The 17930-nt window shown below is 44.1% G+C and carries 12 protein-coding genes; 7 read left to right on the top strand and 5 right to left on the bottom strand.

What is annotated here, in order from left to right:
- Positions 1 to 349 precede the first annotated feature (349 nt).
- Both rne and VEA_RS07250 read left to right on the top strand, forming a co-directional pair.
- Entirely contained in the window at positions 350 to 3433 is a 3084-nt protein-coding gene (rne, locus tag VEA_RS07255; RefSeq protein ID WP_006742828.1) for a ribonuclease E, read from the top strand.
- 333 nt (positions 3434 to 3766) lie between these two features.
- On the top strand, positions 3767 to 5326 hold the full coding sequence (locus tag VEA_RS07250; RefSeq protein ID WP_005396973.1) for a SulP family inorganic anion transporter: 1560 nt from the start codon (positions 3767 to 3769) through the stop codon (positions 5324 to 5326).
- Positions 5327 to 5386: 60 nt separating this feature from the next.
- On the opposite strand, the gene VEA_RS07245 is transcribed toward VEA_RS07250, so the two are convergent.
- The gene (locus VEA_RS07245) at positions 5387 to 5836 is read right to left on the bottom strand and encodes a low molecular weight protein-tyrosine-phosphatase (protein ID WP_012841586.1); all 450 of its coding nucleotides are present in this window, start codon (positions 5834 to 5836) and stop codon (positions 5387 to 5389) included.
- A gap of 117 nt (positions 5837 to 5953) precedes the next feature.
- Between VEA_RS07245 and cobO the strand changes: the two genes are divergently transcribed.
- Positions 5954 to 6559 carry a cob(I)yrinic acid a,c-diamide adenosyltransferase gene (gene cobO, locus VEA_RS07240; protein WP_005396966.1) on the top strand — a complete coding sequence of 202 codons (606 nt, stop codon included), beginning with the start codon at positions 5954 to 5956 and terminating at the stop codon, positions 6557 to 6559.
- 62 nt (positions 6560 to 6621) lie between these two features.
- Here cobO and VEA_RS07235 read toward each other — a convergent pair whose 3' ends face one another.
- The 3 genes from VEA_RS07235 to apbC all read right to left on the bottom strand — a co-directional run bounded on the left by VEA_RS07235 (position 6622) and on the right by apbC (position 10796).
- On the bottom strand, positions 6622 to 8709 hold the full coding sequence (locus tag VEA_RS07235; RefSeq protein ID WP_006742826.1) for an AsmA family protein: 2088 nt from the start codon (positions 8707 to 8709) through the stop codon (positions 6622 to 6624).
- Between the two features lie 188 nt (positions 8710 to 8897).
- Complete coding sequence (udk, locus tag VEA_RS07230; protein ID WP_005396962.1) at positions 8898 to 9539, bottom strand: uridine kinase; 642 nt, start codon at positions 9537 to 9539, stop codon at positions 8898 to 8900.
- 180 nt (positions 9540 to 9719) lie between these two features.
- On the bottom strand, positions 9720 to 10796 hold the full coding sequence (gene apbC / locus VEA_RS07225) for an iron-sulfur cluster carrier protein ApbC (RefSeq protein ID WP_005396960.1): 1077 nt from the start codon (positions 10794 to 10796) through the stop codon (positions 9720 to 9722).
- Positions 10797 to 10958: 162 nt separating this feature from the next.
- On the opposite strand from apbC, the gene metG reads away from it, so the two are divergent.
- The gene (metG, locus tag VEA_RS07220; RefSeq protein WP_006742825.1) at positions 10959 to 13034 is read left to right on the top strand and encodes a methionine--tRNA ligase; all 2076 of its coding nucleotides are present in this window, start codon (positions 10959 to 10961) and stop codon (positions 13032 to 13034) included.
- A 205-nt stretch (positions 13035 to 13239) separates the two neighbouring features.
- Positions 13240 to 14049, top strand: a complete 810-nt coding sequence (locus VEA_RS07215; protein WP_012841585.1) for a hypothetical protein — start codon at positions 13240 to 13242, stop codon at positions 14047 to 14049.
- 119 nt (positions 14050 to 14168) lie between these two features.
- Here VEA_RS07215 and fadR read toward each other — a convergent pair whose 3' ends face one another.
- Positions 14169 to 15008, bottom strand: coding sequence for a fatty acid metabolism transcriptional regulator FadR (fadR, locus tag VEA_RS07210; RefSeq protein WP_005396954.1), 840 nt, complete (start codon positions 15006 to 15008; stop codon positions 14169 to 14171).
- 639 nt (positions 15009 to 15647) lie between these two features.
- Here fadR and nhaB point away from each other — a divergent pair.
- Together nhaB and dsbB are read left to right on the top strand one after the other, a co-directional pair.
- Positions 15648 to 17234 carry a Na(+)/H(+) antiporter NhaB gene (gene nhaB, locus VEA_RS07205; RefSeq protein WP_005396952.1) on the top strand — a complete coding sequence of 529 codons (1587 nt, stop codon included), beginning with the start codon at positions 15648 to 15650 and terminating at the stop codon, positions 17232 to 17234.
- A gap of 83 nt (positions 17235 to 17317) precedes the next feature.
- A complete protein-coding gene (gene dsbB / locus VEA_RS07200) occupies positions 17318 to 17854 on the top strand; it encodes a disulfide bond formation protein DsbB (protein WP_005396949.1) in 537 nt (178 codons plus the stop codon).
- The last annotated feature ends 76 nt before the right edge of the window (positions 17855 to 17930 follow it).

Raw genomic sequence — 17930 nt, 5'->3', positions numbered from 1 at the left:
GAAGGTTTGGTTACATTTTATTCATTACCAATCATTTATCCTCAAGCAATGTGAGTAGATCGTTGAAGGTCGAGTGCAGCATTGGCGTGAGACACATCGAATTCAACACTCTTGCCACCCTACTCCTCGCATATTCACGTTGAGTACCTACCGCCCAAATAGCGGGTCACAAGTCTACGTTTCCAACAGAAACCACAAGAGGCTTGTGATGACTGAAGTGCCCGAGAGCATCCCCTTCCAGCCGGGAGGCTGCAAAATACAAGCCATGGGATCAGGCACCGTGAAAGAGCGAAAAAACAGTGGCAAGTCGACAAGAAAGATATAAAAGAAAAGACAACGAGAATTTTCAATGAAAAGAATGTTAATTAACGCAACTCAAAAAGAAGAGTTGCGTGTCGCTCTGGTTGATGGCCAGCGACTTTTCGATCTTGATATCGAGAGTCCAGGTCATGAATCTAAAAAAGCGAATATCTACAAAGGACGTATCACACGTATCGAACCAAGCTTAGAAGCCGCATTTGTTGATTACGGCGCCGAGCGTCACGGTTTCCTCCCTCTCAAAGAAATTGCCCGCGAATATTTCCCTGAAGGTTACACCTACCAAGGTCGTCCAAGCATCAAAGAAGTGCTAACGGAAGGCCAAGAAGTTATCGTTCAAGTGGAAAAAGAAGAACGTGGAAGCAAGGGCGCAGCTCTTACTACTTTCATTTCTCTTGCTGGTAGTTACCTTGTTCTTATGCCTAACAACCCTCGTGCTGGCGGTATTTCTCGCCGAATCGAAGGTGACGAGCGTACTCAACTAAAAGCCGCATTAAGTACTTTGGAACTGCCTCAGGGCATGGGCCTAATCGTACGTACTGCTGGCGTTGGCAAGAGTGCCGAAGAACTTGAGTGGGATTTGAATGTACTACTTAACCACTGGGGTGCAATCAAAGGTGCAGCGGACTCTAACCCTGCTCCATTCTTAATCCACCAAGAAAGTAACGTTATCGTTCGTGCAATCCGTGACTATTTACGTCGTGATATTGGCGAAATCTTAATTGACAGCAACACCATCTACGAACGTGCAAAAGAGCACATTCAATTGGTGCGCCCTGATTTCCTTAACCGCGTTAAGAAATATGAAGGCGAAGTTCCACTATTCAGCCACTACCAAATCGAAAGCCAAATTGAATCAGCTTTCCAACGTGAAGTGCGTCTGCCATCTGGTGGTTCTATTGTTATTGACCCAACCGAAGCACTAACGTCTATCGATATCAACTCTGCTCGTGCAACCAAGGGCGGCGATATTGAAGAAACAGCTCTAAACACGAACCTAGAAGCAGCCGACGAAATTGCTCGCCAGTTACGTCTACGTGACTTGGGTGGCTTAGTGGTTATCGACTTTATCGATATGACACCTGTTCGCCACCAACGAGAAGTAGAAAACCGTCTACGTGAAGCCGTTCGTCTTGATCGCGCTCGTGTACAAATCGGTCGTATTTCTCGCTTTGGTTTGTTGGAGATGTCACGTCAACGTTTAAGCCCTTCTCTAGCAGAAGCAAGCCACCACATCTGTCCTCGCTGTAGCGGTACTGGAGTCGTTCGCGACAACGAATCTCTAGCACTTTCTGTGCTTCGTTTAATCGAAGAGGAAGCACTGAAAGACAATACAGCGCAAGTTCTCGCAGTTGTACCTGTGCCAATCGCTTCTTACTTGTTGAACGAAAAACGTCGTTCAGTTAACCATATCGAACGCATTCAAGAAGTGAAGATTACGGTTGTTCCAAACTCTGACATGGAAACGCCGCACTTCGAAGTTATCCGTGTTCGTGAAGGTGAAGAGTTCGATCTGATTTCTTACCTACTTCCTAAAAAACTGGAAGCAATGAAAGAAGCGGAAGGTAAAGAGCCAGCGGAAGTTGACGTAAAACCTAAACGAATCGAAGAACCTGTTCTTAAAGGCTTTGCGGCTCCTTCTCAAACGGCACCTGCACCAGCAGCTAAACCTGCCCCTGAGGCGAAGAAGAAAGAACAGAAAGTTGAACAAGAAGAAAAACCTGGACTGTTCAGCCGTTTGTTTAAAGCACTTGGTAGTTTCCTATTCGGCGGTTCTGAAGAGGTAAAAGAAGAACCGAAACCTCAGGAAGAGAAAAAGCCAAATCGCGATAATCGACGCAACAAACGTGATCGCAATGATCGTCGTCGCAATAACAACCAACGCGATAATCGTGAGAACCGCGACAATCGTGATAACCGTGATAACCGACGTCGTCGTAAGCCTCGTGATGAGCAAGCGAATGAGCAAAACGAAGCGCAACAACAAACCAATAAACAGCAAAACCGCAACCAAAAGCGTAAGCCTAAAGCTCAACAAGCAGACAAAGCCCAAGAGCAAAAAGCAAATGCAAAAGTAGCGGAAAAAGGCCTGCAGCTAGCGGCAGAAGCTCGAACTGAAACAAAACCAGAAGAGAGCAAACCAAAGCAACAAAACGCGAAAGCAGAAAAAGTGAAGGAGCGTCGCCAACGTCGCAAACTGAACAAGTCTGTACGCGTTAAAGACCAAGAAGCGGTTGAGAAGAAAACAGAAGAAACGGCGGTTAAGACTCAAGAAATGGTTGAAACCAAAGTTGAGAAGCCAACAGAAGCAGCGGTAGAAACACAGCAAGACAACAAGCAAGCAGAGTCTAAGCAACGTCGTAACCGTCGTTCGCCACGTCACCTGCGTGCAAGCGGTCAGCGCCGTCGCCGTGGTCGCGATCGCCGTCCTAACCCGTTCCGCCTGCGTAAAGGTGGTGTAGCTTCTCCTGAGATGGCTATGGGTAAAGTAATGCCACGCTACATTCCGAAACCAGCACCTAAGAAAGAAGAGCAAGTTAAGGAAGAAGCAGTAGCAGCAGTACCTACAATGCAAGGTGGTTTTGCTTGCCCAGAAATGGCTATGGGTAAAGTGATTATTCGCCGCGAGCAACCTGTTGTAACAGAAGCACCAGTTGTTGAATCAAAGGTTCAAGAAACAGTTGAAGCGAAAGTTGAATCTCCAGCAGTAGAAGCACCTGTTGTGGAAGCAGTAATCGCAGAAAAAACTGAATCGGCAGTAGTAGAAACAGCCTCTGTAGAGCCTATCGTTGAAACTCCTGCAACTGAACATGCTGAACCGGTTGATGCCATTGTAGAAACGGCACCAGCTGAAGAGCCTGTGGTTGAAGCAGCAAAAGAGATTGCAGCCGAAGCGCCAGTAGCTAAACCAGAGCCTAAAGTCGAAGCCATTAAAGTTGCTGCTAAGCTAAACGCTAGCGCACCGATGACAAAAGCACCTGGCCCTCAAGAGCTACGCGAAATCACTGTTGCAGCAGCGCCGTTCAAAACCGAACGTTACCAAGCTAAAGGTGCGGGTAGCCAAGTGGCTAAAAACCGCGCATCGGCAGAGATGACAAAGCCTAACTTTAACTAGGCTAAATCATTACGTTCAACTGCTTAACGGCATAAATAAATTAAAGGCTACCAGATGGTAGCCTTTTTTTATCTTCATATTTGCCCAATAAATTGTTCATATAAATACCAATTCGTGATCACATTTGTACGCCATTATTCGTATCATTCTTGAACTTAATCACACTTTTCGGTAGCATGCGCCGACTCAAGTTTTCGACACCATTCTGATGCTGCTCTTTTAATACTACGGTTTACACTGCAATGTTTGATTAGAAATCAACCACTCAGTGGCTTGTGCAAATACGAATATGTGTCGGGTTTAACTCATTGCAAAGAGAACTTAAAAACAAACATGTTCGAATTTCCCCAATTTTCTAAGCACTCCGTAAAAAATGATGTGCTATCAGGCTTAACCGTTGCGCTAGCATTGGTTCCTGAAGCTGTCGCATTTGCGTTCGTCGCAGGCGTAGATCCGATGGTAGGTCTTTACGCTGCATTCATCGTTGGTCTTATTACTTCCATTTTCGGTGGTCGCCCCGGCATGATCTCTGGTGCAACAGGTGCCATGGCAGTCGTAATGGTTTCGCTTGTCGCGACTCACGGTGTCCAGTACCTATTCGCAGCCATCATGCTCGCTGGTATACTTCAAATTGCCGCTGGTATGTTTAAATTGGGTAAGTTCATCCGTATCGTGCCTCACCCTGTGATGATTGGTTTTGTGAACGGTCTGGCTATTGTTATCTTCCTAGCTCAGTTGGGTCAGTTTAAAGCGCCAGATATCAACGGCATGCTTACTTGGCTACCACAAGACCAAATGCTACTAATGCTTGGTTTGGTTGCGCTAACTATGGCAATCATTCACTTTCTACCAAAAATCACAACGGCTGTACCCTCTTCACTTGTTGCAATCGTAACGGTGACTGCTTTAGTGGTTGGTTTGGATCTGGAAACTCGCACTGTTGTTGACTTCTTGCGTACAATGTCTGGTGATGAAGCGGCAACACTCGCAGGTTCACTGCCGACCTTCTCTATTCCGGCGGTGCCATTTACGCTAGAAACTCTACAAATCATTCTTCCATACGCGATCATTCTAGCGGCCATTGGTCTAATTGAATCTCTGCTAACGCTGACAGTTTTAGATGAGATGACGAACACTCGTGGTCAATCTAACCGCGAATGTATCGGTCAAGGTATGGCAAACATGACTTGTTCTGTGTTTGGTGCTATGGGTGGTTGTGCAATGATTGGTCAGTCGATGATCAACGTAAACTCAGGTGGTCGCGGTCGTCTATCTGGTATCGTTGCTGCTATCGCTCTATTGATGTTTATCTTATTCGCTTCTTCGTTAATTGAAATGATCCCACTCGCTGCTCTGGTTGGTGTGATGTTCATGGTTGTAATTGGTACATTCGAATGGGCAACATTTAAACTAGCGCGTCGCGTACCGAAGCAAGACTTCTTCGTTATTGTTCTTGTGACCGTTGTTACTGTTCTTACTGACCTAGCCGTTGCCGTAGCGGTTGGTGTTATTGTTTCTGCATTAATGTTTGCATGGCAACACGCTAAGCATATCTATGCCGACACGTGCTTAAACGAGGAAGGTTCAAAAGAGTACAAGATTCACGGTCCTATTTTCTTTGGTTCTGCCGCTAACTTCTTGGAGTTGTTTAACGCGCCTGAAGATCCAAAAGATGTGATTGTCGATTTTGCAGACTCTCGCGTGACGGATCACTCCGCAATTGAAGCGATTGAAACGCTAGCAGAGCGTTACAACTCTCAAGGTAAAACACTACACCTTCGCCACCTAAGTCCAGATTGCCGCAAGCTTTTAGATAAAGCGGGCAGCTTGGTTGAAATAAATGTGAAGGAAGACCCAAGCTACAAAGTGGCAACCGACATTTTAGCGGGTTAATACAAATAAAAAGGGATGGGCTCAGCTCATCCCTTTTCCTATTGTCTTCAAGCCCGGCGATTATAGATTCTTCAAAATCTCCTCTGATGCCTCTTCGATTAAATCAAGCACCAGTTCAAAGCCATCTTTTCCACCATAATATGGATCAGGGACTTCATCGTAATCTGACCCAGAATGACTTAAAAATAACGATACTTTGTGTCGATACTTCAACGGACAAATATCCAATAAATCGGCTAAATTTGCTTTATCTGCGGCTAATATCAGGTCAAACTTTTCAAAGTCATCAATGGTAACTTGACGCGCACGCATTCCTTTAAAAGAGTAACCTCGCTGCTTTCCTGCGGCCATTGCCCTTGAATCCGGTGGGTTTCCTGCGTGGTAGCCAATCGTACCTGCCGAATCAACCTCCACGGCAATACCCAACTCTTGAGCTTTCGCTCTTAACACTGCTTCTCCGGTTGGTGACCGACAAATGTTTCCCATACAAACAACAAGTATTTTCTTCATTTTATTCCCTGAATTATCGGTGGTTTTTCTTCACGATATGTTGGTCTATCATAGCGAGATAAATCAATGAACCCAAATTAGCTTGGGCACAGCACGAAAAGGAATTGAGGAAGTATTATGTCTATCGAAGAAAATAAAGAAGCACGCCATAAGGCTCGCCAACAAAAAGTCAAAGAACAGGTAGACGCAAAAATTGCTGCTGCTCAAGAGGAAAAAGGTCTGCTACTGATCATTACCGGAAATGGTAAAGGTAAATCGACATCAGGGTTCGGTACGATAGCACGCGCAGTAGGTCATGGTTTGAATTGTGCTGTCGCGCAGTTTATTAAAGGTACTTGGGATAATGGTGAGCGCAACCTACTTGAGAAACTCGGCGTTGAATTCCAAGTAATGGCGACCGGCTTTACATGGGAAACTCAAAACAAAGCCGCTGATACCGAAGCAGCGCAAGGCGTATGGCAAGAATGTAAGCGCATGCTCAAAGATGAATCTATCGATGTGGTTCTTTTTGACGAGCTGACGTACATGGTGAGCTACGGCTACATTGATTTAGACGAGGTCGTTGAAGCGCTGAACAACCGCCCTAAAATGCAGTCGGTTGTCATTACTGGTCGTGGCGCTCATCGCACTCTGATTGAAATGGCTGATACCGTTTCTGAAGTGAAGAATGTAAAGCATGCATTTGAGTCAGGCGTCAAAGCGCTGAAAGGTGTCGACTGGTAAAGCTCACCAGCAGAATTAAAAAAGGGTTGGCTAATGCCAACCCTTTTTGCTTTGGCTCGAATCTAATTGAACAGATTCTTTATCAAACCATCGACTGCTTCTTTGGTTTTTTCGTCTTTGATCTTGTCCGTTAGCTTCTCTACGCCACGATCGATTTCTTTCTGAGCTTTCTGCTTCAGAACATCATCAAATACGAGCTTGAATTTAGGATCCGCCCACTTACCAGACACATTGATTGGAATCGTGATATCTTTCAGCTCATCTATATCTTTGCCGCCTTGGCCTTCTAGGCTACCTACGACTGATGTGCTGATAGTAAAGTTAACAGTTTCATTGATGTAGTTTGCGGTGCCTTTACCACGAACACGGAGCAATGGAGACTGAGCTTGCATATTATCCGTTGATACGACACCTTTATTGAGCTTCAATGTCGCCGTCATCGCACTAAAATCTGTTTTCTTAACTTCATTGGTGCCTTCGACTTTTTGCCCTTTAAATTTCGCGTAGTTTTCACGAATCAATTGAGCAACGTTGATGCCATTTACCGCACCGTCAGCAAAATTGATAACAACCGTACCAGAAAGATTCTTCTTGATACCGGTAGGCGTTAGACTCTTACCGGTAACATTCACATCAATGTTACCCGTCCCTTCAAGCTTGTCGTTATCAGCGACATCAATAAGTAACGGTTGAACTTTCACGCCTTTGATTGACTTTTTCACACTGTAAGTCGCTGGTGATTGGCGTGCATCTAACTTCGCTGTCGCTGAGATTGTGCCTTGGTACAGCTTCGAACTAAATGAAGTAAGCTCAAATACGCCACGATTTACAGTGAAGCTCGTTTTTACCGCTTCCATCTTCGCATTTGCCGCTTTGAATTTGTCGATGGTAATGTCACCCTTTACATCTAACGTTTTCAACGCAGACAAATCAGGCTCAACCTCAGACCCAGCTGGAGCACTCTCGCCACCAGAAGCAGGCTTATTACCTTCGGAATCTTGCTGATCTAATCCTAAGAATTCATCAAGATCGATATTTGGGCTGTGGAGAGCAAATCGTACTTTAGGAATATCGCCAAGTGTCACATCTGCCTTACCATCTAAGGCGATAGCATTCGCTGTTAACTTCTCTAGGACAAAACTCAGGTGGTTTTTCGTTAGGTCGAAAGACAGATCAGACACCATGTCGACTTTCATCGGTGACTGAGGTAAAGCATCCCCCTCAAAAGTCGATTTAAGAGTTAACTTATCCAACTGCACTTTGCTGATAGCCTTGTCCACGCTAAGTTGACCAGCACCCTGCATATCTAACTTCATACCACCAGCGTCGCCTTTCATGGCATAAGTCAGGTTATTTACTTTATCGAATTCAAACGTATCTAAACCGATCGTTGCCGATTCAATCTTATTGGCAGGGTCAGAGTATGTCGCATCAAAGTTGATGTTCTTTAGCGCGTAGTTTGCCAAACCTTTTTCTAGCTTAAAGTCGGCCTGACCTTTCGCTGTGAACTTTTGGTCATTCATTTCGCCCTTCACGCCAAAATCAGCCGTTGTCCAGTTGTCAAAAGCGAATTCGGAAAGGTTTAATGAGATATCATAAAGTTTGGTGTAACTACCGGCTTGCTTATCCTGCATTTCTAATGAGCCATTAGAAACCGTAACACCAGCAAGATTAATGCTCCAATCAGAGCCAGCAGGCTGCGTTTCACCATTTTGCGTAGGCGCAGTATCGCTCGCTTGCTCTGCTTGTTGTGTTTGGGCTTTCGTCAATGCATCAATATTCTTGCTGCCATCTTTCTTGGTTTCGATATAGAACTCAGCCCCATCAAGCGTGACGTTTCCAATTTCAAGCTGTTGACTAAAAAGTGGCATGACAGAGATATCTACACCAACGGTATCAACTTTGAATAAATTGGGTTTACTAAAGCCTTGTGGGTTTCGCAATTCTGTATGTCCCAACTCAAAGCCGATCGATGGGAAAAATTGCCAACTGATATCTCCTTCAATCACTAGTTCTAAACCGGTTTGCTTTTGCGCTTGCTCAACAATAAGGGGCTTAAACTGGTTAGGATTGACGAAGATGGTTAACGCTAAAATTGCGACCAAAATGACCACAATCGGTATTGCTAGAATTAAGAGCAGTTTCTTCATTTGTTTTTCCTTGCTCGAGTGTTTTTACAATTATAAGCGCAGACTCCATTTACCGCTGACAGTTCCACAAAAGCGTGAAAAATGTCTGGTTTTAACCTGCAACTGACTAATTTAAAAACAAAAAAAGAAGTGGCACTTAAGGTGCCACTTCTTCTCTTAAAAATAAAGCGATATAGCCGTCTAAAGGCTTAAGCTTTCAAAAGTCTTGCAATGTGAGCTTTTAATACATCGATTGCGATACGGTTTTTACCACCGCGAGGAACAATAATGTCCGCATATTGCTTAGAAGGTTCGATAAACTGCATGAACATCGGACGTACTGTTTGTTGATACTGCTTGAGAACAGATTCCATAGTTCGGCCTCGTTCTTCCACGTCACGCTTAACACGACGAAGCAAGCAAATATCTAACGGTGTATCCATAAATACTGTCGCGTGCATCAAATCACGAAGACGAGGGTCAGTAAGAAGAAGGATACCTTCTAGAATGATCACCTTTTTAGGCGTCATTGTGGTCGTGTTACTTGTTCTTGTGTGTTCAGTGTAGCTGTACTCAGGTACTTCTACTGCTTCACCACGTACCAATTTTTCAAGGTGCTCACACAGTAGGTCGTGGTCCAACGCACTCGGGTGATCGTAGTTCGTCTTTACTCGCTCTTCCATGCTTAGGTGGCTTTGGTCGTTGTAGTAGCAATCTTCCGTGATGACACCGATTTGATGATCGCCTACTTTCGCGCGAAGCTCATTATAAATAGTGCTCGCGATCAGACTTTTTCCAGAAGCAGAAGCGCCAGCAATACCTACGATGACGCATTGATTATTATCAGACATTAGTTTGCACCCGATGATGATTTCTAGTCACATAAAAAGATAAACTGCCTGATTATAGGGAGTTCACCCCATAGTTACTAGCTGGAATTAGGGTTTAGTCATAAGTTTCTGCCTGCTCAGAGGATTAACCTCCGAGCAAACGTTAAAATGTGCAATTATCAACCAATAGGCATAGTAAACTTAGTTCACCATTGTAAAGCTAATCACATCTGGTTTTGCCTTGCCTTGCCAAAACATCGTGCTACATACGCGATCGGCAAGCTGCTTATAATACCCTGCATGCTCACTTTCTGGACGCCTTGCTACCGTTGGCACGCCAGCGTCAATATCTTCTCGCATAGAGATATGAAGCGGAATTTGTCCTAGCAGTGCTAAGCCAAACTCTTGCGACATTTTTTCTGCACCACCCATGCCAAAAATATGCTCTTTCGCGCCACATTGGCTACAAATGTGATAACTCATGTTTTCCACAACACCAATAACCGGGACATGGACTTTGTTAAACATTGCCGCTCCCTTCCTTGCATCGGCAAGGGCTAGGTCTTGCGGTGTAGTGACTAACACACTACCTGTCACCGGAATCTGTTGTGACAACGTCAACTGTATATCACCCGTGCCTGGCGGCATATCAATCACCAAATAATCTAAATCTGGCCAGTCTGTCTCCGTTAATAACTGCGACAACGCTTTTGAAGCCATTGGCCCGCGCCATATTGCCGCTTCTGATTTGTCCACTAGATAGCCGATAGAATGAGTATAGATGCCGTGAGCAAAAATGGGCTCCATCCACTTGCCATCACGAACTTCTGGTTTTGCATCTTCTTGCCCCAACATCATAGGTACAGACGGGCCATAAATATCCGCATCCAACAATCCCACTTTCGCCCCAGATTGAGCAATCGCCAACGCTAAGTTAACCGCAGTCGTTGATTTACCGACCCCACCTTTCGCAGAACTAACGGCAATGATGTTCTTAACACCTTTAACCGGATTGGCCACTTGAGTTTCTAATGCTTTAACTCCAAGGCGAATATTGAATGGGAATTCAGCCACTTTATCTGCGGTTTGTTGCTGTTTAATCCAGTCATGCAATATGGTTTGAAGCTCATTACTTGCGAATGGCAATGTTATCTCAACAGAACCTTGTGCCGTAATCGAAATTGCGCCATGAATATCTGCCCAATTTTCCACCAACTGTGGATGCTGGAATTGGTTAAACCAGTGACAAAAATCTTGTTTTGAAGTGAACTGATGCATAAGTCCTCCTTTTAGATGTCATGCTAACACCGTCCTGCCTCAACCAGAACCCCAAAAAAACTAAGGCATTCCGCAGTTTGACACCTTGGAGTTAGTGAGTTCATGGGGTAGTATTATCCATCAAAATTTATTTATACCTATCAAGAAAAGCGAATATTAAGTATGGCAAACGATCCAAGAAACTTTCCTTCAAGGAAAATGCTGGTAACTTGTGCCCTTCCGTACGCTAACGGTTCGATCCACCTTGGTCATATGCTTGAGCATATCCAAGCGGACATTTGGGTTCGTTACCAACGCCTACGCGGCAACACTGTAAACTTCATCTGTGCTGACGATGCTCATGGCACGCCAATCATGCTTAAAGCGCAACAGATGGGTATTACTCCTGAAGAAATGATTGCCGCAGTTAGCGAAGAGCACCAGAAAGACTTTGCTGGCTTTGATATCAGCTTTGATAACTACCACAGCACACACTCAGATGAGAACCGTGAGCTAGCATCACACATTTATCTTGAGCTGAAGAAAAACGGTTTCATTTCTAGCCGCACAATTTCTCAGTTGTTCGACCCAGAAAAAGAGATGTTCCTACCGGACCGTTTCGTAAAAGGTACGTGTCCAAAATGTAAGTCAGAAGACCAGTACGGTGACAACTGTGACAACTGTGGTGAGACTTACAGCCCAACAGAACTGATCAATCCTAAATCTGCGGTTTCTGGTGCGACGCCAGTAATGAAAGATTCTGAGCACTTCTTCTTCGACCTGCCTCAGTTTGAAAGCATGCTAAAAGAGTGGACTCGCTCTGGCTCGCTACAAGCTGAAACCGCGAACAAGATGCAAGAGTGGTTTGAATCAGGTCTACAACAATGGGATATCTCACGTGACGCGCCATACTTCGGCTTCGAGATCCCAGGTGAGAAGAACAAATTCTTCTACGTATGGCTAGACGCACCTATCGGCTACATGGGCTCTTTCAAAAACCTATGTGGCAAGCGCGACGACCTAGATTTCGACGAGTACTGGAAGAAAGACAGCTCAGCAGAACTGTACCACTTCATCGGTAAAGACATCGTTTACTTCCACAGCCTATTCTGGCCAGCAATGCTAGAAGGTTCCGGCTTCCGTAAACCAAACAACGTATTCGTACATGGCTACGTAACGGTAAACGGCGCGAAAATGTCGAAGTCTAAAGGTACTTTCGTCAAGGCAAGCACTTACCTAGAGCACCTAGACCCTGAGTGTCTGCGTTACTACTACGCGGCGAAGCTAAACAGCCGTATCGACGACCTAGACCTTAACCTTGAAGACTTCACTCAGCGCGTAAACGCTGACGTTGTAAACAAGATCGTTAACCTTGCATCACGTAACGCTGGTTTCATCACGAAACGTTTTGAAGGCAAACTGTCTGACAACTTCGCAGAGCCTGAGCTGTACAACGAGTTCGTTGCTGCCGCTGACCGTATCGCTGAGCTTTACGAAACGCGTGAATTTGGTCGCGCAATTCGTGAAATCACTGCACTAGCGGACAAGGCAAACCAATACGTTGATGAAAAAGCACCGTGGGTTGTAGCAAAAGAAGAAGGCAAAGATCAGGAGCTACAAGACATCTGTTCTGTCGGTATCAACCTGTTCCGTGTACTGATGACTTACCTGAAACCAGTGATGCCTGCACTTGCTGCACGTACTGAAGCATTCCTAAACCAAGAGCTGACTTGGGAAAACATCGCTGCGCCACTAACAGGCCACGAGATCACTAAGTTCAAAGCACTGTTCAACCGTATCGATCCGAAGAATGTTGAAGCGATGATCGAAGCATCTAAAGAAGATGCGGCGGCAGAAATGGCGGCGAAAGAGAAAGCAGAAGCGGAAAAGAACAAGGCTAGCCAAACTGAGCTAGACAAAGAGCCAATCGCTGAAGAGATTGAGTTCGACGCTTTTGCAGCAGTAGATATGCGTATCGCTCGTATCATCTCTTGTGAAGAAGTGCCAAAAGCAAACAAACTGCTTAAGTTCCAACTGGACATCGGTGGTGAAACTCGTCAAGTGTTCTCTGGCATCAAGTCAGCGTACAAACCTGAAGAGCTAGAAGGCAAACTAACGGTAATGGTAGCAAACCTAAAACCTCGTAAGATGAAGTTTGGTATGTCAGAAGGCATGATCCTAGCAGCGGGCCCTGGTGGTAGCGACCTATGGATTCTTGAACCGCACGAAGGCGCTCAGCCTGGCATGCGCGTAATGTAAGTCGCATTCCAAATATAACACTATAAAATCCCTGCCAATTTGGCAGGGATTTTTGATCATATTCACAACTTTGGTGAATCCATGCACCAATAACGACCGTCCAAAAAGAACATTCAATGTAACCAATTGTTTTAATTTAATTTTTGTTTGGCATCAAAACTGCAAACCTTCCTTGCTAGGTCCAAACACTAACAAGGAGTTGGTTATGTTTGTTTTGATTTCCACATTATTATCTATCGCTATTTTAGCCGGAATATATCACTTATCTTCTAAACGAGAGCAGCAACACGCGCGTAAATATCAGCTGTTAACATTATTGCGAGATGTTGTTCATCTGCTGAGACGCCATCGAGCTGCGACGCACTACTCACTTCAATTTCAACAAAATAACGAACAAGAATTAGAAGTTCTTCATAACGATCTCACCAACAAACTGCATCTTTTGGTCGAAACCTCACGCTTTGAAAATAAACCCATGTATCGCGTGCTGCAGATCAAAGTAGGAAAACTGCTTGAACAATGGAACGATCACAGTGTTGCAAGGAACCAGATGGAGCATGGTAAGTTAATTCGTCATTGCTTGTTCTTGATGGATGAAGTCACGATTGCTTGGTTAGCGGTAGAACAACGAGATGATCTACATAATGAGTACCACATGAACTGGCAAAACATCATGGATAGCTTAGAAACCCTGACTCAATTGAGAATTAGCATTCAAGACTTGGGAGAGCAAGGGGGGAATGAGCGTTTCAAAAATTACGCATCGGTTATGACACGTAAGCTAAATCAATTAGCAGTTATCGCTCCGCTTAGTATCGTTTCTCCTGCTTCCACACGCTCAATACAGATATTAAATAACTATGTGACAGGAAGTCATGTCGATTTAACAGAAGCTGAGCTTTATGGAGTCACATCAGAGTTATCGTTGACCATCTTCAATACTTACGACCACGTCCTTTCAGACATCGTTGAAGCATTGTATCTACCGTTGCCCAAACTCTCTGTAGCAAGATAAGCTCTATACAGTACCGTGCCAATTGTCACAACAGGAACGTAACTGGTATCTATTGGTAAAAACAAAAAAACCGCAGACCTTAGGTTCTGCGGTTTTTCATTCATCTAACTTCTTAGCGCTTAGCTGTCATCTTCTGTGAAGTTCGTTGGTAATTGCTTTTTCATCTCATTCCAGATTAGCGCGCTTTCCATACCATAGTGACGAATCACAACTGGCAGTTGTTCACGCTGACCACTTTCACAAGTTTCTAGCAACTGATGGTAAAACTTCAGCGCTAGCTCACGAGAAGCTGGGTTTGAGAAGTAATAGCTACCAACGCGATCATAGAGCTTCTTCAAGCCATTAAAAATCAAACCGTAAATCTGATTCCCTGAATGGAATGCTAGGCGTTGGAACAACATGTAGTCGTAAAAGTTGAACGTTTTAGCAATCAAGATTTCTTGACGCTTCGCTTCATCTTTCTCGTTGTCTTCTTTCACGTTCTGTAAGACTTTCTCAGCATAAGGTGAAGAAGCGATGAAATCGTCCCAAGAAGCAGCATTCATTAAAGCTTCACAAGATTCAATTACATTCTTGATGGTGCGCTCAGAGTTCTCTTTATTTGCTTTAAATGCATAACGCATAAAGATAGGGCTGATGTTGGTACGTGCTGCAAGCAAATCTTCTACAATGTTTGTTGCGTTATCTACGTCCAACGTCATCAACGTATCCAAAATATGCAGACCAGAGGTCTCCATAAATTGGTTTACCTTCGTTGGTTTACCGTGTTGGATTGTTAACCAACCATCACGGGCTAGTCGTTGAAGAACCTCTCGTAAAGTCGTTCGAGTAACACCAATTAGCTCAGACAGCTCGCGTTCAGCAGGTAAAATAGAGCCTGGAGGAAAACGGCCGTTCCAAATGCTCTCGATAATATATTTTTCTGCGAATCCCGCAGGGCTTTTCGCCTTTATGACCATTCTACTTTTTATCCAATATTGATTTCTGAGGGTCGATACTACTCATCATACCACTACTTAACGGTTTGAGAAAATTTACGATCAATAATTGAAACGATTCCACAATATAGAGTTAATACTCTATATGTTATGTCAATCTAGGACGGTCTGACGTGCGAGTGAAAGCGGTAAAATCTGAATTTTCGTTTAATTAAACAGCTCACAAATTGCGGAGAAATAAAGACTACTGCGTCACAATTTTATATTCAAAATATGAAAAATTACTTTGTATATCACAGTTAATATTCTTTCTTAATTTGCCTTTTCTCGTCACTGACCGTCATTTAAAATCCAAGAGGATTTTTTTGAGCCTTTCATGATATAGTAACGCCGTTTTGATCGCGTTATTACATTTAAAAAGTCATTTTAGTCGGTAGCATCACGTTTTGTTATTGACTAATAAATGCCTGAGTGTAGAGTTTGCGGTCGAAAGTGAGCGGTGCTTGAGTTCAGGGGAAGTAACTTGGCAAGACTGCAATAAACAAAGGATTGTTGTTTTACTAAGTTATTGTTTTAAAAGACTAGTTAATAAGTCTAACAAACAGATACTTAAGCACTATTGTAGTGTCTATTCATAATTTTGTTATAAAGAGAATTATCATGCCGATATCGCTCGGAAACGCTTTTATCAAGAACTTTCTTGGTAAAGCGCCTGATTGGTACAAAGTTGCCATTATAGCCTTCTTAATAATTAACCCGATTGTATTCTTCCTAATAAACCCATTTGTTGCTGGGTGGTTGCTGGTTGCTGAATTTATTTTCACGCTTGCAATGGCATTAAAATGCTACCCATTACAACCTGGTGGTTTACTTGCTATTGAAGCCATCGCTATCGGCATGACTAGCCCTGCGCAAGTTAAGCACGAGTTGGTGGCAAATATTGAAGTATTACTGCTTCTGGTATTTATGGTTGCGGGCATCTACTTCATGAAGCATTTATTGCTGTTCATTTTTACCAAAATTTTACTTGGTATTCGCTCCAAAACCCTTCTATCACTTGCGTTTTGCTTTGCCGCTGCATTTTTATCTGCGTTTTTGGATGCTTTGACGGTTATCGCCGTTGTTATCAGTGTGGCGATCGGTTTCTACTCTATCTACCACAAAGTGGCGTCAGGTAATCCGATTGGTGACCATGACCACACACAAGATGACACGATCACTGAGCTAACGCGTGATGACTTAGAAAACTACCGCGCCTTTTTACGCTCATTGTTGATGCACGCTGGTGTAGGTACTGCGTTAGGTGGCGTAACCACTATGGTAGGTGAACCTCAAAACTTAATTATTGCAGACCAAGCGGGTTGGTTATTTGGTGAATTCCTAATCCGTATGTCTCCAGTGACGCTACCCGTATTTTTCTGCGGTCTCATCACTTGTGCTCTAGTCGAAAAGCTTAAAGTGTTTGGCTACGGTGCAAAACTTCCTAACAACGTTCGTCAAATCCTCGTTGACTTTGACAATGAAGAGCGCAAAACGCGTACCAATCAAGACGTTGCAAAGCTATGGGTTCAAGGACTTATTGCTGTTTGGTTGATCGTAGCATTAGCCTTACACTTGGCGGCGGTAGGCTTAATTGGTCTTTCAGTGATCATCTTAGCGACGGCTTTCACTGGCGTTATTGAAGAGCATTCCATGGGTAAAGCGTTTGAAGAGGCTCTGCCTTTCACTGCACTACTTGCGGTATTTTTCTCGATCGTTGCGGTAATCATCGACCAAGAGTTGTTTAAACCAGTTATCGACGCGGTGCTTGCCGTTGAAGATAAAGGCACTCAGTTAGCTCTGTTCTATGTCGCGAATGGCTTACTATCAATGGTGTCGGATAACGTATTCGTCGGTACGGTTTACATCAATGAAGTAAAAACAGCACTCATTGAAGGTCTCATTACTCGCGAGCAGTTCGACTTACTGGCAGTTGCTATCAACACTGGTACTAACCTACCATCTGTTGCTACGCCAAACGGTCAAGCGGCATTCCTATTCCTACTCACCTCGGCTCTCGCTCCATTAATTCGTCTGTCTTACGGTCGAATGGTTATCATGGCGCTGCCTTACACCATCGTTCTTGCGATTGTCGGGCTAATGGGCATTATGTTCTTCCTAGAGCCTGCAACGGCTTCTTTCTACGATGCAGGCTGGATTTTACCTCATAGTGGTGATCTGACTCCCGTAGTCTCTGGCGGTCACTAAAATTTGAGTTGATTAGGAAACTTATCCACGTTAAAAAGCTCTGAGTATTCAGAGCTTTTTCTATTTCAGACAGGAACAAAAACGTGACTATTTTAAATTCACTTAACCAGTTTTCGAAGGGACGCTTATCGTGGCTGCTGCTTCTGCTATTCGTCGTTTTCTTTGAAGCATGTGCCCTCTATTTTCAGCACGTCATGATGCTTGCACCATGTGTCATGTGTATCTACGAACGAGTCGCGATGATGGGAGTGGGTGTCGCTGCAATCGTTGGTCTTATGGCACCAAATAACCCAGTTTTCCGTTGGCTAGGTTTGATTGGCTGGGGATTAAGCTCTTACAAAGGACTGTTGCTTGCTCAGCAGCACGTTGATTATCAGTTTAACCCATCACCATTCGCGACTTGTGATTTATTCGTAACATTCCCTAGTTGGGCTCCGCTTAATCAGTGGGTTCCTTGGATGTTCGAAGCATACGGCGATTGCTCGAAGATTGTTTGGCAATTCCTCGATTTATCAATGCCACAATGGTTAGTAGTTATTTTCGCGGGCAATTTAATTGCTTTAGCATTAATTGTGATCGCACAATTCTTCCCAGCAAGACGCACTAATCCGATTCGTTAATCCTTCCGAGAAATGATAACGAAAAAAGCCGACCATCTGGTCGGCTTTTTACTGAGTAAACATCGCGGCTATTTAA

Source organism: Vibrio antiquarius (genome assembly GCF_000024825.1).
Lineage (GTDB): Bacteria > Pseudomonadota > Gammaproteobacteria > Enterobacterales > Vibrionaceae > Vibrio > Vibrio diabolicus.
Note: the sequence above shows the minus strand (reverse complement) of the source record. Positions and strands in the feature narration are given on the sequence as shown.

What these genes read in the sequence shown, in the direction of transcription:
- rne (WP_006742828.1), top strand. Translation starts at nt 350, where the DNA reads ATGAAAAGAATGTTAATTAACGCAACTCAAAAAGAAGAGTTGCGTGTC.
- VEA_RS07250 (WP_005396973.1), top strand. Translation starts at nt 3,767, where the DNA reads ATGTTCGAATTTCCCCAATTTTCTAAGCACTCCGTAAAAAATGATGTG.
- VEA_RS07245 (WP_012841586.1), bottom strand. Translation starts at nt 5,836, where the DNA reads ATGAAGAAAATACTTGTTGTTTGTATGGGAAACATTTGTCGGTCACCA.
- cobO (WP_005396966.1), top strand. Translation starts at nt 5,954, where the DNA reads ATGTCTATCGAAGAAAATAAAGAAGCACGCCATAAGGCTCGCCAACAA.
- VEA_RS07235 (WP_006742826.1), bottom strand. Translation starts at nt 8,709, where the DNA reads ATGAAGAAACTGCTCTTAATTCTAGCAATACCGATTGTGGTCATTTTG.
- udk (WP_005396962.1), bottom strand. Translation starts at nt 9,539, where the DNA reads ATGTCTGATAATAATCAATGCGTCATCGTAGGTATTGCTGGCGCTTCT.
- apbC (WP_005396960.1), bottom strand. Translation starts at nt 10,796, where the DNA reads ATGCATCAGTTCACTTCAAAACAAGATTTTTGTCACTGGTTTAACCAA.
- metG (WP_006742825.1), top strand. Translation starts at nt 10,959, where the DNA reads ATGGCAAACGATCCAAGAAACTTTCCTTCAAGGAAAATGCTGGTAACT.
- VEA_RS07215 (WP_012841585.1), top strand. Translation starts at nt 13,240, where the DNA reads ATGTTTGTTTTGATTTCCACATTATTATCTATCGCTATTTTAGCCGGA.
- fadR (WP_005396954.1), bottom strand. Translation starts at nt 15,008, where the DNA reads ATGGTCATAAAGGCGAAAAGCCCTGCGGGATTCGCAGAAAAATATATT.
- nhaB (WP_005396952.1), top strand. Translation starts at nt 15,648, where the DNA reads ATGCCGATATCGCTCGGAAACGCTTTTATCAAGAACTTTCTTGGTAAA.